We start from the raw sequence: 22,742 nt of genomic DNA, 5'->3' as shown, positions 1-22,742 counted from the left end.
AATTCACCAAACTGATTAATAGTTATTTATGAATCGCTTATTACTGGTTATGATCTAAATCACTTGTTGTAATGTGCGGTTGAGATTGGTTGTTTGCAAGCCACCACAGCCCCTTACACCGCGTAGGAAATTTATTATATACATTTAAAGTGTATCTTTATTCCTTCGATATAGGATACAAGTATCATAATTTTTTGACCCAAACCATTGGCCCCCAGGCTATGGATATACGAACTGGAACATTTAGAAAAACCGAGAATCATCCCAAATGACCCTGGCTACATACACTACATATACTCCAGAGGTGCAGGCAGCCATACGCATAGCCCAGGCAATTGCGAAAGAGTACCGCCATGCACAATACACACCCGCACATTTATTAAAAGCATGTTTGCATAAGGAAGTAGGCATTGCCGCTGCCTTACAGGCCATGGATATAGATATCTATTACCTGGAAGAGTGGGCCGATGTAAGGCTGGATAACCATCCCAAAGCATCGCGCCTGCCGGATGAACCGGAAGATGATGTCCAGGCCGCCGCTGTACTCCAGGAGGCAGATTCCATCCGCCTGGAGCAGAACCTGGATGCCGCAGATGCCTGGAGCCTGCTGATAGCACTCAGCACACCCGGTGTAGGTTTTTCTTTTGAGCAGCTGAAAACATTCCCCTTTACAAGAGATCAGCTGCTTGCCCGGTATAACAATAACGGCAAAACGAAACAGCTGTTTACGGTGAACGGTCAGGCCGGTACACCCGTAAGCTCCGCAGCATTAAAATATGTATACCGCCTCACCGATCCGCAGCGCCTGGAAGAAAAACATGCGCTGATCGGCCGTGACGCGGAGATCCGTATAATGACGGAGATCCTTACCCGTAAAGGAAAGTCAAGCATACTTATTATAGGAGAAGGCGGGGTAGGTAAAACCTCCGCTGCAGATGGGCTGGCACGCGCTATTGTACAAAAACAGGTGCCGCTGAGCTTACAGCAAACAGAAATTTATGCGCTGGACTATGGCGCCTTTATTGCCGGCGCAGCGTATAAGAATGAGCTGGAGGACCGCCTGCTGCAGATCATTCAACAGCTGAAACAAACGGGCAGGCATATACTTTTTATAGATAACCTGCACACCCTGCTGGATAAGCAGCCGGGTTCCGGCAGCGGCGGCATTGCCAACATTCTGAAGGCTTCCCTGGGTAAAGGGGAGATCATTGTTATTGGCAGCAGTACACCGGAAGGTTTCCGCAAGCTCATAGAGCCGGATGGCATGTTACGCCACTGCTTTGAAACCATTACCCTGCCCGAGCCTGATGAGGCCCTGGCAGACCGCATGATACGGGCCGTAATACCTTCTTACGAAGAGTACTATCGCTTAAAAACCAGTCCGGATGTAACGCTGGAGGCTATACGCCTTTCCCGCCGTTACCTGAAAGAGCGCAGCCTGCCGGATAGCGCCATTAACCTGCTGGACCGTACCATGGCCGCCATCCGCACCCTGCAGGATACCGGCGCGCAAACCTTACAGCAGCTGCAGCAGCAATTAACTGATACAGATTTAACTAAAGATACCGCCAAACAAGATCTGTTATGGCTGTACCAGCAGCTTACACAGCGGCTCAGCACTTTACTCACCAGCCGCTTACACAATCAAAAAGACCTTTATAAAATAGACGATACACAGGAGCTGCATGCTACCTTACAGGATATGCTGCAGCAGCTGCAAACGCTGGCTGCCAACCACCAGGATGAAGTAACTGTTGTGGACCTGGCCACCATTATTGCAGAAGCCACCGGCATTCCCCTGGGTAAGATCCAGTCTGAAGAGCGGGAGCGCCTGGTGAACATGGATGCCCATTTGCGCAAACGTGTAGTAGGGCAGGACCATGCCCTCAAAACCGTGGCAGAAGCCATCCTGGAATCCCGCTCCGGCTTAAGCCGCCCGGGACAGCCCATTGGCTCCTTCTTTTTCCTGGGCCCTACTGGTACCGGTAAAACAGAACTTGCAAAATCTCTGGCAGACTTCTTGTTCCAGGACGAGCGCTGCATGATCCGGTTTGACATGTCTGAGTTTAAGGAAGAACATTCTGCAGCCTTATTATATGGTGCTCCTCCGGGTTATGTAGGTTATGAAGAAGGCGGATTGTTAGTGAACAAGATACGGCAGCAACCCTATGCCGTGGTGTTGTTTGATGAAATTGAAAAGGCGCACCCCTCTGTTTTCGATATCTTTTTACAGATCATGGATGAAGGGAAGCTGCATGACCGCCTGGGTAAAACCGGCGATTTTTCCAATGCACTGATCCTCTTCACCTCCAATATAGGAAGCGATGTAATTGCGCAATCTTTCCGGGATGGCGTTATTCCGCCGTCACAGCAGCTCATGGAAATTATGGCCCGTCATTTCAGGCCGGAGTTCCTGGGCCGGTTAACGGAGATAGTACCGTTCGGGCCTATCCAGCAGGAGAACGTGGTGAAGATCTTTGATATTCACCTGAAACATTTATTGCAGATGCTGGAGCAGCAGCAGATCGGTTTTAATGTATCGGATGCCGCAAGGCAGCAGCTGGCCACGCAGGGGTACTCCCCGCAATACGGCGCCCGCCCGCTGAAAGAGGTGATCCGCAGCCGCCTGCGCAAACCCCTTTCCCGCATGATCATAGAAGGCAGCCTGCAAAAGAATATGCAGGTGAATTTAGATGTGGATGATAAAGGAGAATTACAATGGGACGTTAAGTAATTACGGATTATTCAATTATGAATTACGAATTGGGTAATCCAAAATCATCTGTGAATCGTGATTAAATAGTTGTAACTATAAACTGGAAGTGTTCAATCCGTAATTGACGATTCTCGATTATTTTGGTAATTGGGCACTCTGTTCTTCCGGATAAATCGTTAAATTTAAGTAGTAACCATAGCAAATATTAAAATCTTTTATTATGAACGATAACTATGGAATTGGTGGTAATGAGGTGAAGCTGGATGCCAATGAGGCCATTATAGAAATATCTCATAACCGTACATTGTTTGCTGAGAAGTTAACCCAGCAAACCCCGATCAAACCTGAAATTGTACAGGGGTTAACCAAAGTAGAAGAAGTGTTTGAGCACTACAAACCCACGGTGCCCATTACTTTTCATGATGCAGACGGCTCCGGTGTAAATGAAACATTGCAGTTTCATAACCTGGGCGATTTTGGGATCAAAGGCATCACCGGCCAAAGCGCTTTCCTGAATGATCTGTATTCTGAAAAAGAACAGTTCCTCAAGATTATGAAACACCTGAAAACAAACAAGATACTGAAGGCTGCACTGGCCGACCCTGCTGCACGGCAGGCTTTGCTGGGCGCAGTGAGAGGAATGTTAAAGGACCTGGACAAGAATAAATAATTACGAATTGTCAATTACGAATTACGAATGGATCAAAACGATCCTTAAGCCGTAACGTAATTGAATATTTGTAATTAAACAATCACCATCATTCGTAATTGAAAATTCGTAATTCGTAATTGAAATACCATGGCAGAGTTACAAAAAAGTCAGCAGCAGGATCTTGAAACTGCTGGTCAGTCTGCACCACAGCAGCAGGAGTTAACGTTAGAGCAAAGTATTGACGCGTTAGCGAAATACGGCTCATTCGACCTGCTGGAAGCCGTTATTGAAGGCGCACAGAACCTGAACCCAGATCGTAAAGCAAGACGCAATATTTTCCTTACAGAAGGCAATAAAAAGGGCGAGCGGGATAAGCTTAAGAAATCCCTGCAGGTATGGGAGAAAGTACTGTCCGCTACTTCTGAAGTAGGGGACATGGTAACCTTTTGTACAGACCATGCGGAAGAAGCTGAAAAGGTGCTTAGCAAAAACCTGGCAGAAGCTATTGAATCCACCAAAGAGCTGGAACAATCTTACCGCAACGTAGCCCTGTTCTTTAAGAACACAGAATCCGATAAGATAAAGAATGTAACCTTTATTAACGTGGAGCTGGACCAGCTGAAAGACCTGGACAACACCCGTTTTATTGATGCCATTCACCAGGAGATGGTACAGAACTACGACCGTTTGGACCTGCGCGGCAACTACAGCCTGCTGGTTATTCCCGGTTACCTGGGTTCTAACAAGGTACTGGAAAAATGGGCTAAGATAGCCTATGAGAACAAGGTGATGCTGATCACTGACTTCTCTCACCTGGATGCGCCTGATGATGTGATGGAAATGTTTGAGCAGGCTAATCTTACCGGTGGCGAAATTCACCGCTCTAACGTGATCATGGCCTGTAACTGGCTGGTAGGCCGCGGTAAGTTCGATGAAGTAGGAGAGGAAGATAACCTGTATGTACCGCCTTCCGGATCACTGGCAGGTAAAATATATAAAACCCTGATGTCGCAGGTAACAGCCGGTAAAAAATTCGGCGGTATGAACGAGGTGGATGGGGTGAAGTTTGAGCTGAAGAAAAGTGAAATAGCCAGCCTGGAAAAAATGGGCCTGGTACCAATGGTAAAGGAATATGGCAAGGTAATGGCCTTTAGCGCCAAAACCCTGTTCAATGGCGATAACATTGGCCTGCAAACCTATTCCGTAGTACGTGTATTCGACTACGTGACCAAAGTGTTGATGGATTTCCTCAACCGCCGTGCGTTTGAAAATTTTAATGCTAATACCCGTAAGGATCTGATGAAACAGATCATCCGCTTCCTGGACAGCATAACCGGGCCGGATAAGCTGATAGAAGATTTTAATATCCGCCGTTTTGAGCAGGATCCGATCCAGAAAGACCGCATCCACCTTGACATTCACCTGAAACCTTATTTCCCGGCCAAGAACTTCCTGATCAAGATGGAAGGGCATAAGGGAGATGATGGGAATGACTGGGATACTGAATACGAGCAGGAAAAAAAGTAAAATACTCAGATGCGAATATGCAGATGGATGGAATTGCTGAAACCGGCATACCGTTTGCATATTCGCATCTTTGTATATATATCCGTACCTGTGTTAATAATCATCAAAAAAAGAATGGCTACATTAGGGCATGTGACAATGGGCATGTGTGCCGCTTTACTGCTGCTTTTTAGCAGTAGGGCCAGCGCGCAGTCCGCGTCCTCCATAGATACAATACTTACTACCAAAGGGGCCGCCACCCTCATAAGCTGTGGCGCACCGGTAAGCACTTTCCAGATCGGCGATGGAAAAAATGCAGATTACGATTACCGGATAGTGGACAGGAACCTGGTGTTTATAAGGCCAACGGCCGCTACACCCAGAACCACCAACCTGATCGTAAGGGAAGGCAGCAACGTACATTACCTGATACTGGCCTACCATGATAAGGTAGACCTGGCACAGCTGAAGTACACCCTATCAGGCAAAACAGGCGCCGCCACCAACCCCGCTGCCACCCCGGAAGCAACCATCGTAAAAGGCAGTGATGGAAAGCCTGTACCCGTAGTAACAGAAGATGAAGGAACCGCTGCCGCCACCGTGAATATTGATACTGTAACCGTAAGCAAAGTGGCGGATGATTTTGGAAAACAACAGAAAGCAGGCCACCAGCATGAAACTAAAATAGATGGTGTTACGCTTAGCTATTCCAACGCTATGACGCTGAACAACCTTATTTATTTATGCTACCACCTGCGCAACCGCTCGCAGCAGCCTTATAACCTGGTGAAAGCCACCCTGATGTATAAGGACAGCAAAGCAGCCAACCGGTTGTATACCATGCCCATATTATACAAAAAAGCACCGTCTACGGTGAACAGGAAAGATGAGCAGAAGCTGGTATTTGTAGTACCTGCCCGCGCATTGAAGAAGAGTGATGAAGTGATCATAGTACTGCAAAATAATGCTGATGCCCGCCAGCTGGTGTTATACACCCCGGTAGATGCGCTGCCAAGATATATGGTGCAGTAGCCAGCGACAGTCCATCGACCAACAACAATTATTCATGATCAACTATTTAAGATCCATATTGTTCGTTAGCTTTTTCTGCGGCTGTTTTTTGAGCAGCCGCGGGCAAATGGTGGATTTTTGCGGAGAGGCGGTACCATTAGAACGCGACTTTGTATCCAACCGTTTGATGGACGTGATAAAATGGCATTTGCGCCACCAGAACTTTCTACCCCTGCTCAAAGCCAAGTCAGAGCAGTACTTTCCCCTGATAGTGCCCATCCTGAAACAATACAACATTCCTGAAGATTTTAAATACCTGCCGGTAGTGGAAAGCGGTTTTACCAATGCCACCTCGCCGGTAGGCGCGCAGGGCGTGTGGCAGCTAATGCCCGGTACGGCAGCGGAGCTGGGGCTGCAGGTAAGCAACGGGTATGATGAGCGTAACCATCTTTTAAAATCCACACAGGCTGCCTGTGTGCTGATCCGTAAGCTGTATGCCCAGCTGCAATCCTGGACGCTGGTAGCTGCCGCCTATAATGCCGGTGGCGGTAATATATCGCGCAACGTAAAAAAACAGGGCAGCCGCGATTATTACCAGTTAATGCTGAACAATGAAACAGCCCAGTACATTTACAAGATCATTGCTGTAAAACAATTGTTTGAAAGCCCGGAGCTATACCTGGGCGGTTTTGGATATAATGTGTTCAGTAAAAGCTCCAGCAATGGTTCTGTATTTGCCGCCAGCCCACAGCTGGAGAACGATAAGGAATTTAAAAGCATCCGCATTACTATAGGTAAGAATGTACGGCAAACTCCCGTGATGGTGTACAACGCCAAACTGCAGAACAGCGCCAGCTTCACCGATGGCCAGCTGGTAAGCATAGAGCTGCTGGATGACCTGCAGGCAGAAGGAGTGTACATCAGTAAGAACACCAGTATTTCCGGCAGGGGATGGGTAGTAAGTAACCGTATTTACGTAGATCTTGGCTTTGGCAATACCCTGGTATTATGCGATAACGAAGGCAAAAAAGGCGTACCGCTCAAACAGCTGAAAGAGGGCGGCACCGTTATGCTGGTGGGGAAAAGTTCATAATTCACTCACGCAAGTGTTTCATTCATAAATATCCTGTACGGATAATTATTCGGAGAGCGCTCCCGCAGCTGCATCATCAGCTCATCTTTCAGATAAGTTAAGCTGCCATCAGAATAAGTATTCACCGGTTTTACCAGGGTAATACGTATATCAATGCTCCGGCTGTAACCCGCTGTGGTACCGGGCGCCATGGCAGTGCCCTTGCTAACGGTTACCATGCTTAGCTCTTTACCCATAATATGTTTGCACAGCGCTTTAATATCTTCCGGTGTAACAATACGGTCGTGGGTAAGTAAGTGGTAGCGGTACTGGTTAATCTTTTCATCAATATTTAAGCGGTCTTTACCGCCCTGTGTATTAGTAACCAGCGTAATGCTGTTAGGGTGCATCTGTATGCTGCCATACTCCTGTAAGTGGCTGCCCATGCGTATGTTGTTGGCCAGGGTACCATTGGTGGTATAAAACTCTACAAACAAATATTCTGCGCTTTCTCTTGGTTTTACCATCAGGTAAGGAATGTTGCCCTTATTGCGGCTGGGCTGCAATTGCTCTTCCAGGGAGGCTATCAGCTGGTGCAGCTCCCGCATGCGGCCGGCTACATAATCATTCTTCACTTCTTCAAACAGGGAGCTTTCGTCCCGGATCACTTCAATCAGGTAAGCTATAATTTCCTTGGCTTCGCGGGAATCAAAACGCCCAATGCCGCTGCTGCGCACAACCAGGTCGCCTTCCTGCATTTCGCCGGCAGTGGTAAAATTGCGTATATGATAATTGGCTCCGCCCAGGTCGTACACCTTTTTTACATCAAAGAAAATATCCGGTGTATGCAGGGGAATAATATTCAGGTAGCGGTTCAGCTTCAGCGATTGCTCATTTACCTTACGGTTAATAACCGGTAAGCAGTTAATGCTGCAATACAGGTCCTCCAGCAAAGAGTGGTGCACAGTTTCCGGGAATTCTATCCTTATCCAGAAAGTGTTGGGATCTATTACGGAAGTAGCTTCCTTTCCAAATATCAGCTGCAGCAAAAGCGGTACAATGCGTTGTTTTGCAGGGATGAAATTAGTATTTACCGTCAGGAAATTGCGGCGGTACCGTTGCAGCACTTCGCGGCTGTAACGCGCGCTGGTATCAAATGCAAGGTCCAGCATGGCATTTACGGTTTCTTCTTTTTCATTGCGGCTGTAGTGGTAACCACCATTCACCGTCAGCTCTGCATCGCCCGCAAAAAAACGGGCCAGGGGCAGGTAGTGGTAAAACATTTCCTGCTGGTGTACATTGCGCAGGTCAAAGAAAAAGGAGAGCCCGTTAAAATTGTCCGGCAGCGTATCCATGGCCAGTCCCAGCCATAAGTGGTTAGGCGCTGCATCTTTAGGTAATGTTCCTTGTAATACCTGTTCTTTAAACCAGAATTCCCTGCTTTCATACAGCTTGCTGCCAACGGCCATGTAACGGATATGCCCGCGGAACAGGCGGTGGTTGCTGAGCGGGCTAAAGAAAAGATCTTTATTGTTACCGCCGGTCTTATGCGTATAAAAGAACTGATGATCAGGTGTAATATTGGTGGCCGGCTCATTACTGGTGGCATGTAAAATGCCATAAGCAGGCTGACTGGTGGTAATAGGCTCCGGCATCATGATCTGCGCCAAACGCTCTACCAGCCGTGCATGCGACACATCTACCTCATTGGATATTTTTTCCAGCTCACTGGCGCAGGCTTCCAGCAGCAGCTGTACAACCGGGTCAAAAGAAGTTTCTACTTCCGCATCCGGGTAGCCCCATAATCTTGCAGCCGTTTTTAACATACGGTCTTTGATACGTTCTTTTTGCTCTTTCATGGTTGCTGCTTTTGTCTCTTATATTAATCAAAAGATAGGGGGCTTACATAGAAGTAGCTGCTGTAGTGGAACGGGTTATTATTCTTGGCCAAAGTACCGTTTACGCTCACCTTTATTTTTTTCTTCACCTTGCGGCCGGCCGCCATGTTCAGCTCTTCCTGGCTGACTATGGCTGTTACCCTTATTTGCGAAAGCCTTTTTTCATATTTCACAATAGAGGTGCGCACGGCAATCTCTACCTGTTCTTTTACTTCATTATTGGAGGCTTTAATGTCAAAGTCAGATTCCCATAACTGGCAGCCGTAGTTCGGATCATCTTTATTCTCACCCAGCACAGTCGTGATCAGCAGGTGTATGTGCTGTGATACGGATTCTTCCAGGTTGCATACCGCCATATCCTTCTTTTCCAGGATGGTGGAGAGTTTCAGCGGTAGCTTATAGTATTGTCCATTCATTATTTTAGATTTCAGATCTACGATTTTAGATTTGATTGAAGCGGCTTACTTCCATTAAATCTAAAATCGTAAATCGCAGATTAGAAGATACCGAGGAAGCCTTTCTTATCGTAGCGTACACGGATCTCTTTTACACAGCCATCCGGATCTTTGATCAGGTTCACCATTTCTATCTTGATACGTTTTTTACCACGTATGGCATCGCAGAACTGGGAGAAGGTCTTCACATCCTTATCATTCAGCAGCACGCGGGCATTCAGGTTATTACATAAATAAGGTGCAAAGTCCTGTATGCCTTTTTGTTTGTTGCTTAGCTGGGTTAGCATGCTCCGGAACTCTTCATCAGAAATAGCAGGCGCTTTAGGCTTTTCAGGCGCTGCGGGTACAACCTCCGGTTTGGTTTCCGGTACCGGGAAGGGTGGTGGTACAAACGGATCAACATTGCGGTGCTCTGTTGGCGCCGGGAATACGTTCACACGTTTCTTCACCATACGGCTGTCATCGCCATTCACCACCAGGGTTACAATACGGTCGCCGGGGCTGCTGAATACATAAGTATGTGAGCGCTCATTATGCGTTTCTGCATTAGGCTGCTGTAAGCGCCATTCCCAGCTTTTAGCGCCGGGAGTGCTGTTGCTGAAGGTTACAGGGCGGCCTACAAAAGCCTCTGTGGGCCCGTCAATTACGGGGAATACATCGGCAGCAGGTGTGCTGGTAGTGAGCGGTATAGGATTAATTACCTGTACCTCCTGGTTCCAGCTGCATTTGCCTGCTTGCAGGGTTACTATAAAACTACCGGCCTTGTTAAAGGCATGGTATACCTGTTGTCCCTGCTGCTGCACGCTGCTGTCGCTGAAATGCCATGTATATCCGCTGGCAGGTGCGCTGCCTGTATTATTAGCTTTAAAAGTAATAACTTCTCCTACTGTAAACGAAGTATTTACACCATGCTGCCGGCTGCTGAAAGCCATGCTCACCATACTGCAGTCCTGCCGGTTACCGGCTTTAAAAGCCAGGATAACTACGCTAATCGTCAGCAAGGCCAGGAATGTGTACAGCACCATCGGGTCAATGTGGCTGGTGATACTGCTGAAGGGTCTTACCGAATTAACTTTCCTTTCATTTCTATCATTATGTGATCTTTGGGGGGCCATCGGTTTTTCACGTTTTTGCAATTTTAAATAATTTTTTAGATAAATTGCCATTAAAATAATAGTGCGTATTAACCCAAAAGCTAACTTACGTATTACACTTTGTTCATATCAATACAACTGCAAAAACCGGGCATGGGCCTTAGTATAATGAATATGAAGGCAAGATCCCATGAGACCGATGTTAACAAATGAAAAACCGTAAAACAAATATTTAAATGACGAGCTATGCACAAAAGGCGGCTGTGCTGGAAGAAGTGATAGATCATATTCGTCGCTTGCATGAAGATGTACGGGCTGAGGTAGTAGTGGGCGAGCTGCTGGATAACCAGCTGCAGCAGGAAGAAGTGGCCGTGCAGATGCAGAATGTGTTCAGCCGGGCTTTTGCACGGGATATTACAGGCGTAAAGCTGGATGATTCACAACCATATCATCCCTTTATTATGCTGCAGCTTTCGAGGGATGGTTTGTACGACCGTTTGCCGGAAGGGCTGTTCCATGAGTTCTCTTCACAGCGCCGTGGCTCTGTGCAGGAGATGGTGGCTAATTATAAAAAACAGCAGCAGGAACAGCAGCAGGCCCGTAAGTTCTTTCAACCGCTGGAGCATGAATTTTTCCTGCAACGGGTGTTCCTGGAACAGCGGGAAAAACATTTATTATTTGACGCTTTTGGTAAAGATGCCGACCAGTTATTCTTATCTTTCTGGGGCATTAATCCCAACTTACCCAAAGCGCCAACGAACCGTTTGGTAAGATTATTGCCATATATGCACCGGATTGCAGGTAACATACCCCTGGTGCAATTGTGTTTGCAGGTAATACTGGAAGAAGAGGTGCAGATCGTTTGTGACTATACGCCCCGGCGTGTGCAAAGCAGCAGCGGCGTTCCGCTGGGCGATGCCCGTCTTGGACTGGATACCCTGGCCGGCGAAGATTTTTATACTGATATGCCGGTGATGAAAGTAACTATAGGCCCCCTGCAACGTCAACGTATATATGATTACTTACCCTGGCAACCCTATGGGCAGTTGCTGGAAACATGTTATAATTTTTTATTACCTGCCGATGTGGAGATTGAAACCCTGTTGGAGCCCAACAGTGCCGAAAAAGGCGCTGCTGTAGCAGATGAGAACCGTAAGGAAGGTATTATGGGTTATAACTTATTTCTGTAGATTTGAACCGAATAGACAATAATGAATTACGCTAAACGCTAGATGCTAAACACTAAATGCTTAGCATTAAGCATTTAGCGTAATTCGTAATTAAATCCCCATTCATTGGTATGTTATTAAAAGCTAAGATATACCTGGTAGTAGCGGCAGTATTAGCCATTGGCGGGCTAACCGTTGCCATGCTAAGCCGTTTTATCAAGAATTTTGCCCTGTATAAGAAGAAAGCGTTATGGTACCTGTTTTACATGACGCTGGTGTTTGGGGTGGTAGCCTCCCTGCCATACCTGTTCACTAACCAGAACCTGATGAGCCAGTACATTTTCTCCTCCGTATGGTTCATGGGATTAGGCGTGGTGCATTGCCATTTTATGTATACCCGTTTCTGGGCCAATGAAAAAACACTTGGATCAGAGCTGGCCTTTATTGTAGCCATCTGGTTGTTTGGGGGCGCCATATCCGTGCTGGTACATTACTGGATGTCAAAAGGCACGTTCCTGTATTATCCCATGCTTACCGCTATGTTCTCTTTTGTATTGCCCACCTTTGTGTACAAAACCTTTGAGAAGATGATGACGATACCGGCCAAGGTGCATAAATGGTGGCAATATCCTTTATATAAGGAAGCGCCGCAGGTGAATGAGGATGAAATGCGCGACCTGATCGTGATAGGATTTGAGCTGGAGAAAAAGGTGAATGATAACAGCCGCATTTATTTCCGCGCCCGAACGCCTATTAAGATGGACCTGGGCGACCTGTTCTATCATTTCCTGAATGATTACAACGACCGTTATCCCAATACGCCGATCGATTTCCTGGATACGAACGGACAGCCCTACGGCTGGGTATTTCACCGCAAACCCCGCTTTTTTGTTGGCACCAGAACATTAGACCCCGATAAGCCGGTATTTATGAATGGCATCCAGGAAAACAGCGTGATCATTTGCAACAGAGTAGTATTATCGTGAGGGTTGGTGTTACCACCATCACTCCTTACAATTTAAACATACAATTATGGCGGAGCCGTTGAAATATTTCCCCGTTAACTGGGTAGATGGGATGAAGATCAAGAAGCAGCACTTCATTGATACAGAGAATGCAATGCTGGACCAGCTGCGGGATGCAATTACTGTAAGGCTGCATGCGCAGAACTATGGCCTGTTGCAACCTAAAGCAGAACAAAAGGAATCTTTACGTTGCTGGTTTGTGATAGATAACCAGCAGCTGTGGCGTGTGAAGCTAACGGAGTGCCGGGCAGTAACGCCGGGTGGCGGCCGTATTGAGATACCGGAGCACACAGTACACTCCCTGAAATATGCCACTACTTTCCCGGAAGCAGAATACAAATGGGACCCTTCCCATGCTGAAAGCACTTTTTATATTTTAATACAGGTAAACCCGTTTGACCGTCAGCCCAGCGGGGAGCCGCTGCTGCAGGAAGATCCGCCGCGGCTGCCTTATGCCACACCGGAGTATAACCTGTATGTAATACCCGCATCGCAGCTGCCGCAAGGCCAGCTGGGCAGCTACCAGATGATCCTGGGCAAAATAACGGTAAAGGATACACGTCCGCAGCTGGATGATGATTATATACCACCCTGTGCTATTGTAGCTGCGCACCCTGCCCTGGCAGATCTGCACCAGGAGCTGGACCAGTTCCTGGGGCAAATGGAGTTATATGGTGTGCACATTGTACAGAAAATATATTCCCGCAAACAGGATAATGACCTGGCGCAGGTAGTATTATACATTACGGAGAAAATGGTGCAGTACCTGGGCACTCGCATTACCCAGTTCCGCTGGTTAGGTTTATACCAAACGCCTGCTGAAATGCTGGAAGTGGTAGCCGGTTTGGCACGCACTATGAAGAATGCCATTGATCAGCGGGCCAGCGCCGGTAAAGAAGAGCTGCTGAACTATTTAAGCGAGTGGTGTGAGCTGCGGCAGGGCGAGCTGGAAACGCTGATGATCAACTGCGCCAACATCCGTTATAAACATATGGATGTAAGGGAATGCCTGCAGCCCATGATACCCTTTGTACGCGCAGTGAATAAGCTGTTTGACAGCCTGAGCCGGCTGGATTATATTGGCCGCAAACAGGACAGCGGCATCTTTGTAAAAGAAGAATCACCGGAAGACAGCGAATACCTGCGCAAGCATAAAACCAAACGCTGGTTCTTTACAGATTGATGAAATAACTCTTAGATCATTCAACTTACCGTTGGCATAGCTGCAGAGCTATTCGCTAACTCCAAAAAATAAATATTGTATGCAAGTATTAAACAAACAGGAAAGAACAACCGCCTTTTTATGGTTCCTGCTATTTTTTGTAGCAACAGTGGGACTTTTTGTTGTAGCAGTTTTCTTCAACTTCCAGGTACCGGTAAGGGAGAATGCAGAGCTGCGTAAAGAGATCAGCTCATACCGCAAGGAGCAGGCTTTCCAGGCCGATTTTGTGCAGAACCAGGAGAAGATAAGAGCCAACCTGGATTCTGTAAATGCGCCCAACCAGAATGCTATTTACGTGGAGCAGGAGATTGTGAAGAACCTTTCCAACATGCACAATGCCATTCCCAAAGATGTAGTAACACATTACAGCCTGTATGATAATTTTGTGCAGATAGGCCTGGCATTACAGGAAAGCAAGCAGCAGCTGCGCGGCCTGCAGGATGCACAGCGCACCATTGCAGAATTAAAGGAAAAAGTGCAGGATCTGAGCACGCAGCTAGACCGCTCAGATAACCAGCTGGAGTACTACAAACGCCTGTCAGCAAGCACTCCGGGGCGTTAATTCATCCTGAAAACATATTGAAATAAAAATGAATTAATAAAACCAACATGTGTTAAATATCCATTTACGATGCAACAATGCTTGGCTACTTAATGATTATCTTTTACTTTTGAAGCTTATATAATTACTTATTTCTTCTTAGGTATTTTTAATTATTTGGTAACCTTAAACATTTAACCCATGTCTTTCAAATCCGAGTTTGAAGTAGCTGGCAAAAAGTATGTTGTAAAATACTGCAGCTACGATCTCAATCAAGAAGTTGATGCAACAGGCCGCCCATCCGCCATTACACGCGGAGGCCGCATTCGTTTGACTGTAGAATCAACTGGCGAAACTGATCTCTTTGAGTGGATGGTGAACAACTTTGAACGTAAAGATGGCACCATCACTTTTTACAAAAGAGATTCCGACTCCAAACTGAAAACTGTAACCTTTAAAGAAGGCTACCTGGTGAAGTTTGAAGAAAACTTTGATTCGGACAATCCGAACCCCATGACGATCACGTTTACCATTTCTGCCCGCGAACTGGCTTCCGGCAATGGTTCTCACATCAATCAGTGGGTTGGATAATCCCCTAAGCTATTATGAATAGTGGAAAAGGTTCCGGTGCAAACCGGGGCCTTTTTTTATTGTGCAAACGGACGTAAGTGTTTGTACGTAGCTAATAATAGTAATATAACTGCGATGGTTATACGTAGTTCGAAGAATGTAAAATCATAAATGTAAAATGCTAAACCGACGAAGGAGGTTCATAGAGACCATTTAAAAGACTTATGAACGAGATAAATGTAAAAGTGGAATGCAGCCCTTATTCGATGCATTCCACTTTTATATTTTACATTTATGATTTTACATTTTACATTCTTTTATGTTTTACGCAGCTGTATGGACTGTACAAAATGGTGGCTGCCTTTTTCTAAAATAAGGCTGGCGCGGTAACGGGTAGGTTCAATATTTTGCTCCAGGTTAGGTTTGTTGATCTCATTCCAGATGTGCGTAGCCATCTCCACCGTTTCTTTGTCAGACAGATGTGCATAGCGGTGAAAGTAGGAGTGCGGATCCTGGAAAGCAGTGCTGCGCAGCGATTCAAAGCGGGCAATGTACCACTCGCGCAGATCTTTTTCTGCGGCATGTACATAAATGGAAAAATCGAAAAAGTCAGATACGAATACAGCAGGCTCCCGCTGCTCACGGTTCCTTACCTGTAATACGTTAATGCCTTCTACTATTACAATATCCGGTGATTCTATCTGCTGCTGCTCTTCTGTAATAATATCATATTCCAGGTGCGAGTAAATAGGTGCGCTTACTTTTTCCATGCCTGATTTTACATTGGCCAGGAACTGTATCAGCTTGCGGATATCATAACTCTCCGGGAAACCTTTACGGTTCATGAGTCCTTTTTGTTCCAGCACCCGGTTGGGATATAGGAAACCATCCGTAGTCACCAGGTCTACCCGGGTATGGTTAGGGTAGGCGGACAGTAAGCGCTGCAGCACGCGCGCAGTAGTGCTTTTACCCACTGCTACGCTGCCTGCAATACCAATAATGTAAGGTACTTTATGCGTATGATTATTCAGGAACCTGTTGGTAGTGGTGTGTAGCTGTTGCGCGGCTGTTACATGCAGGTTTAATAAGCGGGCCAGCGGTAAGTATATGGCCAGCACCTCTTCTGATGTAAGTGGCTCATTGAGGCCCTGCAGCTTGGAAATGTCATTCTCAAACACTAAGGCGGCATCATCTCTTTGCCGGGCCCATTCTTCCCTGCTGATGGTGATGTAAGGCGAATAACGCGTTGGTTTAGTCTGTTGTTTCATAGTTAATTGGGAAGCAGCCTGGGTTGCTTAATTAAAATGAGGGGATGAAGTTAGAATACTTGGACCATATATCCTATTGTAAAAAGGATAGCCGGAAAAGGCTGCTACCCGTTCCGGCTATCATTTAACCTGCGCTGTGCTATTTGATGTACACTGTTTTGATATTCAGGAACTCGTGTGTGCCTTCGGCAGCCAGCTCCCGCCCGTAACCGGATTGTTTAATGCCGCCAAAAGGCAGGCGGGCATCTGAATGCACCATATCGTTTATGTACACGTTACCGCTTTCTATTTGTGTGGCCAGGCGGGCAGCCTTTTCCAGGTCTTTGCTCCACAAGGCAGCCCCTAAGCCAAAAGTGGGGTGGTTAGCCAGGGTAATGGCCTGCTGCTCATCTGTGGCAATAATAATGGCGGCCAGCGGGCCAAAGGTTTCTTCCTCAAAAGCCGTCATATGAGCCTCTATGTTAGTGAGCAGGGTAGGGGTAAAGTTGCAGCCCTCATACTGTCCGCCGGTAAGCAGCCTGCCGCCCTGCTGTATGGTTTGCTGTAATTGTTTGGCCAGGCCTTCTGCCAGGTCGGGGCGGGCCATAGGTCCCATTTCTGTGTTTTCCGCAAAGGGATCACCCTGCTGCATTTTTTGCAGCATGCCGGTTACCTTATGCGTAAATTCCTCTGCAACAGCGCTTTCCACTATCCAGCGTTTGGCTGCAATGCATGACTGGCCGGCGTTTTGCATACGCGCCTTTACTGCTATGGCGGCAGCGGCTTCCAGGTCGGCATCTTTCAGCACCACAAAGGGATCGCTGCCGCCTAATTCCAGTACGCTCTTTTTAATGTATTTGCCGGCCAGCTGCGCTACGCTCATACCCGCTGGTGTGCTGCCGGTAAGGGTTACGCCCTGTACACGGTCGTCGGCTATAATGGGCTCAATGTCTTTGGAATTTACCAGTACGGCCTGGAAGGCTCCTTCCGGGAAACCGGCCTGCAGGAACAGCTTTTCAATGGCCAGCGCACAGCCGCTTACATTGCTGGCATGTTTCAGCAGCCCGGTATTGCCTGCCAGCAGGTTGGGAAGGGCAAAGCGGAACACCTGCCAGTAAGGGAAATTCCAGGGCATTATAGCCAGTATAATGCCTTTGGGCTGGTATAGCGCGTAACTCTTGCTGGCGTCGGAATTAAGGGGTTTGGGCTGCAGCATGGCTGCAATATTCTGCGCATAATATTCTGCGCTGGCGGCGCATTTTAATACTTCTGCTTTGGCTTCTTTCAACGTTTTACCCATTTCCCGGGTAATAACGGTAGCATGCTCCGTTACCTGCTCTTTCAGCAGGGCTGCGGCTTTCAGCATCCAGTCGCAACGTTGCTGTAATGGTATTTGCCCAAGCTGGCGGTAAGTGGCGTGGCCTTTGGCTAACAGTGCTGCTATCTGCTCTTTGGTGTGCGCTTCATATTCAGCTATGGTTTCCTGCGTGTAAGGGTACACGCTTTTGAAGTTACCCATATGAAAAGGTTTAAAGATCAAATGTAGTTCATAAAAAAAGAGGAACAGCAAAAGCCGTTCCTCCTTCTGAATGTTATGCTTAGCCAGGCGCTTAATCCTGCACCCGGGTGATCTTTAATATGTTGGTGGGCAGGTGTTCCTTTACAGGGGTGCTGCCGGTGTTCACCACAATATCTTCCTTTGACAGGAAACCTCTTTCCTTCAGGATGTTGATCTGGTCCTGGATAATATCGTCCAGGCTGTTCTCTTCTGCATAGTAGAAGGCGCGTACACCCCAGCTCAGGCTCAGCTGGTTTACCAGCGACCTTTCCTTGGTGAAGATGTACAGCGGAGAGCGCGGGCGGTAGCTGCTCAGCATAAAGCCGGTGTAGCCGCTCTGCGTCATACCAATGAGGGCATCTGCATCCAGGTCTTCTGCTATCTTACAGGCGTTGTAGCACAGGGCATCGCTCAGGAAGGTGGCAGAGTGACGGTGAGGGATCAGGTTACGGTTGTAAATGATATCTTCCTTCTCTACTTCAGCAATGATCTTTTTCATGGTCTGGATCACCAGTACCGGGAACTGACCGGTAGCGGTTTCGCCGCTCAGCATTACTGCATCGGCGCCTTCCAGCACTGCGTTGGCCACATCCGTAATTTCACTACGGTTGGGGCGTGTACGGTCTATCATGCTCTCCATCATCTGGGTAGCTACGATCACCGGTTTAGCGCGGTGGATACATTTACGGATAATATCTTTCTGGATCATGGGGATCTGCTCTACGGGCAGCTCCACGCCCAGATCACCGCGGGCAATCATTACGCCGTCGCTTTCCCAGATGATCTCTTTGAGATTCTCGATAGCTTCCGGCTTTTCTATTTTAGAAATGATCTTGATCTTGGAATCGCGGGCTTTCAGCTTGCTGCGCAGGTAGGTAAGGTCTTTTACATCGCGCACAAAGGAAAGGGCTACCCAGTCACATTCATGGTCAATGATAAATTCCAGGTCTACCAGGTCTTTGTCTGTTAAAGCCGGCAGGGCTACCTTGGTATCCGGCAGGTTAAAACCTTTTTTGGAAGACAGTACACCAGGCAGGCTTACTTCTGCTTTGATCTCACCGGCAGGTGTAATTTCCTTTACAACGGTTTCGATCTTACCATCATCCAGCAGGATCTTCTGACCCGGTTTAATATCACGGTGCAAGTTTTCGTAAGAAACATAGATGCGCTCCATGTTGCCTACTACTTTCTCGTTCACAAAAGTGAGGATATCACCTGCTCTCAGGGGCAGCGCGTTATTCTCAATTTCGCCTACACGCAGCTTGGGACCTTGCAGATCGGCCAGGATGGCCACATTGTAAGGCTCCGTTTGGTTGATCTGGCGGATGTGGCCAATGATGCGCGCTTTGTCTTCATGCGCACCATGTGAAAAGTTCAAACGGAACACATTCACACCAGCTTGTACCAGCGCCAGCAATTTTTCATAGGTATCGCAGGCGGGACCAACCGTGGCAACAATTTTAGTTTTGTGCGTGGAATGTTCTCTGGATGCCTCATGATCCATCTGCTTGTGATAATATTTGGATAAATCCTTTGTACTCATAAACTTATTTTTAACTCGCTAGTATTTTACACATTTTAACCCAGTCCGTGTCCATTTCTTCTTTGGCCTTAACGGCATGGTCCAGCGGGGTATAGTGGATCTTGTTATTTACAATGCCAACCATTACGTTGTAGGTGCCTTCTATCAGTGCATTTACGGCTGCATAACCCATACGGCTGGCCAGGATACGGTCCTGGCAGGTGGGGGTACCGCCCCTTTGGATATGGCCCAGGATACATACCCGGGTATCTGCATTGGGTAAGCGGTGTTTGATCATATTGGCTACCTCATTGGCCCCGGTTTCATGGCCTTCTGCTACTACGATCAGGTTCACCAGCTTTTTGCGGCGCTCATTAGCCTGCAGGTCTGCAATAATATCTTCTACCTCGGCTTTATGCTCTGGCATCATGATATGTTCCGCACCAGTGGCGATACCACTGTGCAGGGCAATATAACCGGCATCGCGTCCCATTACCTCAATTATAAAGAGGCGGTCGTGCGCGTCGGCGGTATCGCGTATCTTATCAATTGCATCAATGGCGGTATTTACGGCTGTATCAAACCCGATGGTGAAATCGGTGCCGGCAATATCCTTATCAATGGTGCCGGGTAAGCCTATGCAGGGAATATCGTATTCCTGAGAGAATTTTTGTGCTCCTTTAAAAGATCCGTCGCCCCCGATCACGATCAGCCCGTCAATATTATGCTTTTTCAGGTTCTCGTAGGCTTTCTGGCGGCCTTCCGGTTCGTAGAACTCCATGCAACGGGCGGTTTTAAGAATAGTGCCCCCGCGTTGAATGATGTTAGCCACTGATTTGGACTCCATAGGAAGAATCTCGTTCTTTACCATTCCCCGGTACCCATACATGACGCCATAGACATTCATCTGATGGTAAATACCTGTTCTTACCACGGCTCTTACTGCTGCATTCATGCCTGGGGCATCTCCGCCGGAAGTAAGAACTGCAATGTTGTTCACTTTTTTCATTCAGGATATAATATTTATCTTCCCAGTGGTTATTTGGTTTGTTAAAAAAACACCAAAAGGGCGCACAAAAATAACATTTTGGATTTTGTTTCCTAACAGATATTAGATGAAATAACCTAAATTTTCAACTTTAGTTAATCAAAGCCGGAATTTTTTACAAAAAAGTCAGACATGCTAAAAAAGATTTATAGATCTATTCCGATATTTTATATGAGCATTTTAACAGGCAGTGCCGTGGCACAGGAGGCACCGGGGCTCATTTACCCGGTTACACAAAAAACAGATACTGTAGATGATTATCATGGCACGAAAGTACCAGATCCTTACCGCTGGCTGGAAGATGACCATAGCGAAGCCACCAAAGCCTGGGTGCAGGAGCAGAACAAGGTAACGCAGGCTTACCTGGCTAAGATCCCTTTCCGGGAAGCCATCCGCCAGCGCCTTTCTACCCTGTGGAACTATCCCAAAACAGGGGCGCCTTTCCGGGAAGGAGAGTACTTTTATTTCTATAAGAACGATGGTTTGCAGAACCAGGCCGTATTATACCGCCGAAAGGGGCTGGAAGGCGCGCCGGAGGTATTCCTGGACCCTAATAAGCTATCCGCCACCGGCACTACTGCCCTTGGCGGCATAGAGTTTTCCAAAGACCACAAATATGCCGCTTACCTGTTGTCCAGCGCAGGTTCTGACTGGCAGCAGGCGTTTGTAATGAACGTAGCTACCAAAGAGCCTGCTTCTGATAAGCTGGACTGGATCAAGTTCAGCGGCATTTCCTGGAAAGGGAACGGGTTCTATTACAGCCGTTATGATGCGCCGGATGAACAGAACCGCCTGTCTAAAAAGAACGAGTTCCATAAAGTGTACTATCATAAGCTGGGCACCCCGCAGGAGCAGGATGAGCTGGTGTATGTGGATAAAGAGCACCCGCTGCGCAATGCCGGCGTTTCTGTTACGGAAGATGAACGTTTCCTGATATTGCATACCTCAGAAGGTACATCCGGCGGGGAAATACAGTACCGCGATCTGCAGGATGCCAGCCAGAAGGATTTCAAAATACTGATAAAGGGTTTTGAATATGAGCCGGATGTAATTGATAATGTTGGCGGTAAGCTGCTGGTGCGTACCAATCATGATGCGCCGAACTATAAGATAGTGCTGATAGACCCGCAGCATCCTGAAAAAGAGCACTGGCAAACCATAGTGGCCGAAAAACCGGAAGTGCTGGTGAGCGCCGGCACCGGCGGCGGTTACCTGTTTGCCAGCTACCTGAAAGACGCTGCTGAACAAATATACCGGTACGACTATAAAAAAGCGCCCGGCAAAGTAACAGAGCAGGCAGTGTCCTTACCCGGTATTGGCACTATCACCGGCTTTTCCGGTAAGATGGATGAGAAGTTCCTGTTCTATTCCTTTACCTCTTTTACCACACCTGGCACCATTTATAAGTATGATATAACCAGCGGCCAATCTACCCTGTACAATAAGCCGGTAGTGCAGTTCAACCCCGAGGAGTATGAAACCAGACAGGTGTTCTTTAACAGTAAGGATGGCGCAAAAGTGCCCATATTCCTTTCCTATAAAAAAGGCATACAGCTGGATGGCAACAACCCGGTATTGTTATATGGTTATGGCGGTTTTAATATTCCCATGACGCCGGGCTTCAATGTATCCAACCTGTTCTTTATGGAGCAGGGCGGCATTTACGCGGTAGTGAACCTGCGCGGCGGCAGCGAGTATGGGGAAGCCTGGCACAAGGCCGGTATGCTGGAACATAAGCAAAATGTGTTCGATGATTTTATTGGCGCTGCAGAATACCTGGTAAAAGAAAAGTACACCCAGCCTTCCCGTATTGCCATCCGCGGCGGATCTAACGGCGGCCTGCTCATAGGCGCCTGTATGACCCAGCGGCCCGACCTGTTTAAAGTGGCCCTGCCGGCAGTGGGGGTAATGGATATGCTGCGCTACCAGAAATTCACCATTGGCTGGGCCTGGGTAGTGGAGTATGGCAGCAGCGATAAGCCGGAGCAGTTCAACTACCTGATCAGGTATTCACCCCTGCATAACCTGAAACCCGGCACCGCATACCCGGCTACGTTAGTTACCACCGCAGACCATGACGACCGTGTGGTACCGGCGCACTCCTTTAAGTTTGCGGCTACTTTGCAGGCTGCACAAAAGGGGCCTAATCCTACACTGATACGCATTGAAACGCAGGCCGGGCACGGCGCGGGCAAGCCTACCTCCAAACAGATAGATGAGGCAACGGATGTGTGGGCGTTTACAATGTATAATCTTGGAATGAGCATGAAGTAATTATAAATTATCAATTACGAATTGAATGCAGCGGTGCGTCATTGCGAGGAGCTAGGAGGCTACAGTGGGAAGGGAGAAGAGGGAAACTCCAGCCCATCAGGTGATTGCTTCGTTGCCCCTTCCCCCCCGGCCTTTATTTTGTTCCCCCCATGAGGCCATTGT

The 22,742-nt window shown here is 47.6% G+C and carries 18 protein-coding genes; 11 read left to right on the top strand and 7 right to left on the bottom strand.

Annotated elements, in window-relative coordinates:
* The first annotated feature begins 268 nt into the window (after window positions 1-268).
* The 5 genes from KVT36_RS24800 to KVT36_RS24780 all read left to right on the top strand — a co-directional run bounded on the left by KVT36_RS24800 (window position 269) and on the right by KVT36_RS24780 (window position 6,978).
* Entirely contained in the window at window positions 269-2,734 is a 2,466-nt protein-coding gene (locus tag KVT36_RS24800; RefSeq protein WP_217606144.1) for an AAA family ATPase, read from the top strand.
* Window positions 2,735-2,936: 202 nt separating this feature from the next.
* Entirely contained in the window at window positions 2,937-3,386 is a 450-nt protein-coding gene (locus KVT36_RS24795; RefSeq protein WP_089913035.1) for a hypothetical protein, read from the top strand.
* A 129-nt stretch (window positions 3,387-3,515) separates the two neighbouring features.
* Window positions 3,516-4,895 (top strand): DUF5458 family protein, encoded by a 1,380-nt coding sequence (locus tag KVT36_RS24790; RefSeq protein ID WP_217606143.1) that lies wholly within the window; start codon window positions 3,516-3,518, stop codon window positions 4,893-4,895.
* 9 nt (window positions 4,896-4,904) lie between these two features.
* The gene (locus KVT36_RS24785; protein WP_217606142.1) at window positions 4,905-5,906 is read left to right on the top strand and encodes a hypothetical protein; all 1,002 of its coding nucleotides are present in this window, start codon (window positions 4,905-4,907) and stop codon (window positions 5,904-5,906) included.
* Between the two features lie 34 nt (window positions 5,907-5,940).
* Complete coding sequence (locus tag KVT36_RS24780; protein WP_217606141.1) at window positions 5,941-6,978, top strand: lytic transglycosylase domain-containing protein; 1,038 nt, start codon at window positions 5,941-5,943, stop codon at window positions 6,976-6,978.
* A gap of 5 nt (window positions 6,979-6,983) precedes the next feature.
* Here KVT36_RS24780 and KVT36_RS24775 read toward each other — a convergent pair whose 3' ends face one another.
* The 3 genes from KVT36_RS24775 to KVT36_RS24765 all read right to left on the bottom strand — a co-directional run bounded on the left by KVT36_RS24775 (window position 6,984) and on the right by KVT36_RS24765 (window position 10,446).
* Window positions 6,984-8,816, bottom strand: a complete 1,833-nt coding sequence (locus KVT36_RS24775; RefSeq protein ID WP_217606140.1) for a type VI secretion system baseplate subunit TssF — start codon at window positions 8,814-8,816, stop codon at window positions 6,984-6,986.
* Between the two features lie 23 nt (window positions 8,817-8,839).
* The gene (locus KVT36_RS24770) at window positions 8,840-9,271 is read right to left on the bottom strand and encodes a GPW/gp25 family protein (protein ID WP_217606139.1); all 432 of its coding nucleotides are present in this window, start codon (window positions 9,269-9,271) and stop codon (window positions 8,840-8,842) included.
* An 80-nt stretch (window positions 9,272-9,351) separates the two neighbouring features.
* On the bottom strand, window positions 9,352-10,446 hold the full coding sequence (locus tag KVT36_RS24765; protein ID WP_217606138.1) for a PKD domain-containing protein: 1,095 nt from the start codon (window positions 10,444-10,446) through the stop codon (window positions 9,352-9,354).
* A 194-nt stretch (window positions 10,447-10,640) separates the two neighbouring features.
* On the opposite strand from KVT36_RS24765, the gene KVT36_RS24760 reads away from it, so the two are divergent.
* From KVT36_RS24760 to tssD, 5 genes are all read left to right on the top strand, one after another.
* Window positions 10,641-11,594 (top strand): type VI secretion system baseplate subunit TssG, encoded by a 954-nt coding sequence (locus tag KVT36_RS24760; protein WP_217606137.1) that lies wholly within the window; start codon window positions 10,641-10,643, stop codon window positions 11,592-11,594.
* 110 nt (window positions 11,595-11,704) lie between these two features.
* Window positions 11,705-12,559, top strand: coding sequence for a TssN family type VI secretion system protein (locus tag KVT36_RS24755; RefSeq protein WP_217606136.1), 855 nt, complete (start codon window positions 11,705-11,707; stop codon window positions 12,557-12,559).
* 46 nt (window positions 12,560-12,605) lie between these two features.
* On the top strand, window positions 12,606-13,781 hold the full coding sequence (locus tag KVT36_RS24750; RefSeq protein ID WP_217606135.1) for a hypothetical protein: 1,176 nt from the start codon (window positions 12,606-12,608) through the stop codon (window positions 13,779-13,781).
* Window positions 13,782-13,860: 79 nt separating this feature from the next.
* The gene (tssO, locus tag KVT36_RS24745; RefSeq protein ID WP_217606134.1) at window positions 13,861-14,382 is read left to right on the top strand and encodes a type VI secretion system TssO; all 522 of its coding nucleotides are present in this window, start codon (window positions 13,861-13,863) and stop codon (window positions 14,380-14,382) included.
* A gap of 180 nt (window positions 14,383-14,562) precedes the next feature.
* Window positions 14,563-14,952 (top strand): type VI secretion system tube protein TssD, encoded by a 390-nt coding sequence (tssD, locus tag KVT36_RS24740; RefSeq protein WP_217606133.1) that lies wholly within the window; start codon window positions 14,563-14,565, stop codon window positions 14,950-14,952.
* Between the two features lie 296 nt (window positions 14,953-15,248).
* Here tssD and coaA read toward each other — a convergent pair whose 3' ends face one another.
* From coaA to pfkA, 4 genes are all read right to left on the bottom strand, one after another.
* On the bottom strand, window positions 15,249-16,199 hold the full coding sequence (gene coaA / locus KVT36_RS24735; protein WP_217606132.1) for a type I pantothenate kinase: 951 nt from the start codon (window positions 16,197-16,199) through the stop codon (window positions 15,249-15,251).
* A 139-nt stretch (window positions 16,200-16,338) separates the two neighbouring features.
* The gene (locus KVT36_RS24730; protein ID WP_217606131.1) at window positions 16,339-17,697 is read right to left on the bottom strand and encodes an NAD-dependent succinate-semialdehyde dehydrogenase; all 1,359 of its coding nucleotides are present in this window, start codon (window positions 17,695-17,697) and stop codon (window positions 16,339-16,341) included.
* A 91-nt stretch (window positions 17,698-17,788) separates the two neighbouring features.
* The gene (pyk, locus tag KVT36_RS24725; RefSeq protein WP_217606130.1) at window positions 17,789-19,279 is read right to left on the bottom strand and encodes a pyruvate kinase; all 1,491 of its coding nucleotides are present in this window, start codon (window positions 19,277-19,279) and stop codon (window positions 17,789-17,791) included.
* 10 nt (window positions 19,280-19,289) lie between these two features.
* Window positions 19,290-20,267 (bottom strand): 6-phosphofructokinase, encoded by a 978-nt coding sequence (pfkA, locus tag KVT36_RS24720; protein WP_217606129.1) that lies wholly within the window; start codon window positions 20,265-20,267, stop codon window positions 19,290-19,292.
* Between the two features lie 210 nt (window positions 20,268-20,477).
* Here pfkA and KVT36_RS24715 point away from each other — a divergent pair, with 210 nt between their 5' ends.
* Entirely contained in the window at window positions 20,478-22,580 is a 2,103-nt protein-coding gene (locus KVT36_RS24715) for a prolyl oligopeptidase family protein (RefSeq protein ID WP_217606128.1), read from the top strand.
* Window positions 22,581-22,742: the final 162 nt, after the last annotated feature.

The sequence above is a fragment of the Chitinophaga sp. GbtcB8 genome, from assembly GCF_019091455.1.
Classification (GTDB): Bacteria; Bacteroidota; Bacteroidia; order Chitinophagales; family Chitinophagaceae; genus Chitinophaga.
Note: the sequence above shows the minus strand (reverse complement) of the source record. Positions and strands in the feature narration are given on the sequence as shown.

Coding starts and splice junctions, on each gene's coding strand:
- KVT36_RS24770 (WP_217606139.1), bottom strand. CDS start 9,271: ATGAATGGACAATACTATAAGCTACCGCTGAAACTCTCCACCATCCTG.
- KVT36_RS24750 (WP_217606135.1), top strand. CDS start 12,606: ATGGCGGAGCCGTTGAAATATTTCCCCGTTAACTGGGTAGATGGGATG.
- KVT36_RS24730 (WP_217606131.1), bottom strand. CDS start 17,697: ATGGGTAACTTCAAAAGCGTGTACCCTTACACGCAGGAAACCATAGCT.
- KVT36_RS24785 (WP_217606142.1), top strand. CDS start 4,905: ATGCGAATATGCAGATGGATGGAATTGCTGAAACCGGCATACCGTTTG.
- KVT36_RS24755 (WP_217606136.1), top strand. CDS start 11,705: ATGTTATTAAAAGCTAAGATATACCTGGTAGTAGCGGCAGTATTAGCC.
- pyk (WP_217606130.1), bottom strand. CDS start 19,279: ATGAGTACAAAGGATTTATCCAAATATTATCACAAGCAGATGGATCAT.
- tssO (WP_217606134.1), top strand. CDS start 13,861: ATGCAAGTATTAAACAAACAGGAAAGAACAACCGCCTTTTTATGGTTC.
- coaA (WP_217606132.1), bottom strand. CDS start 16,199: ATGAAACAACAGACTAAACCAACGCGTTATTCGCCTTACATCACCATC.
- KVT36_RS24790 (WP_217606143.1), top strand. CDS start 3,516: ATGGCAGAGTTACAAAAAAGTCAGCAGCAGGATCTTGAAACTGCTGGT.
- KVT36_RS24760 (WP_217606137.1), top strand. CDS start 10,641: ATGACGAGCTATGCACAAAAGGCGGCTGTGCTGGAAGAAGTGATAGAT.
- KVT36_RS24795 (WP_089913035.1), top strand. CDS start 2,937: ATGAACGATAACTATGGAATTGGTGGTAATGAGGTGAAGCTGGATGCC.
- tssD (WP_217606133.1), top strand. CDS start 14,563: ATGTCTTTCAAATCCGAGTTTGAAGTAGCTGGCAAAAAGTATGTTGTA.
- KVT36_RS24715 (WP_217606128.1), top strand. CDS start 20,478: ATGAGCATTTTAACAGGCAGTGCCGTGGCACAGGAGGCACCGGGGCTC.
- KVT36_RS24775 (WP_217606140.1), bottom strand. CDS start 8,816: ATGAAAGAGCAAAAAGAACGTATCAAAGACCGTATGTTAAAAACGGCT.
- KVT36_RS24800 (WP_217606144.1), top strand. CDS start 269: ATGACCCTGGCTACATACACTACATATACTCCAGAGGTGCAGGCAGCC.
- KVT36_RS24780 (WP_217606141.1), top strand. CDS start 5,941: ATGATCAACTATTTAAGATCCATATTGTTCGTTAGCTTTTTCTGCGGC.
- pfkA (WP_217606129.1), bottom strand. CDS start 20,267: ATGAAAAAAGTGAACAACATTGCAGTTCTTACTTCCGGCGGAGATGCC.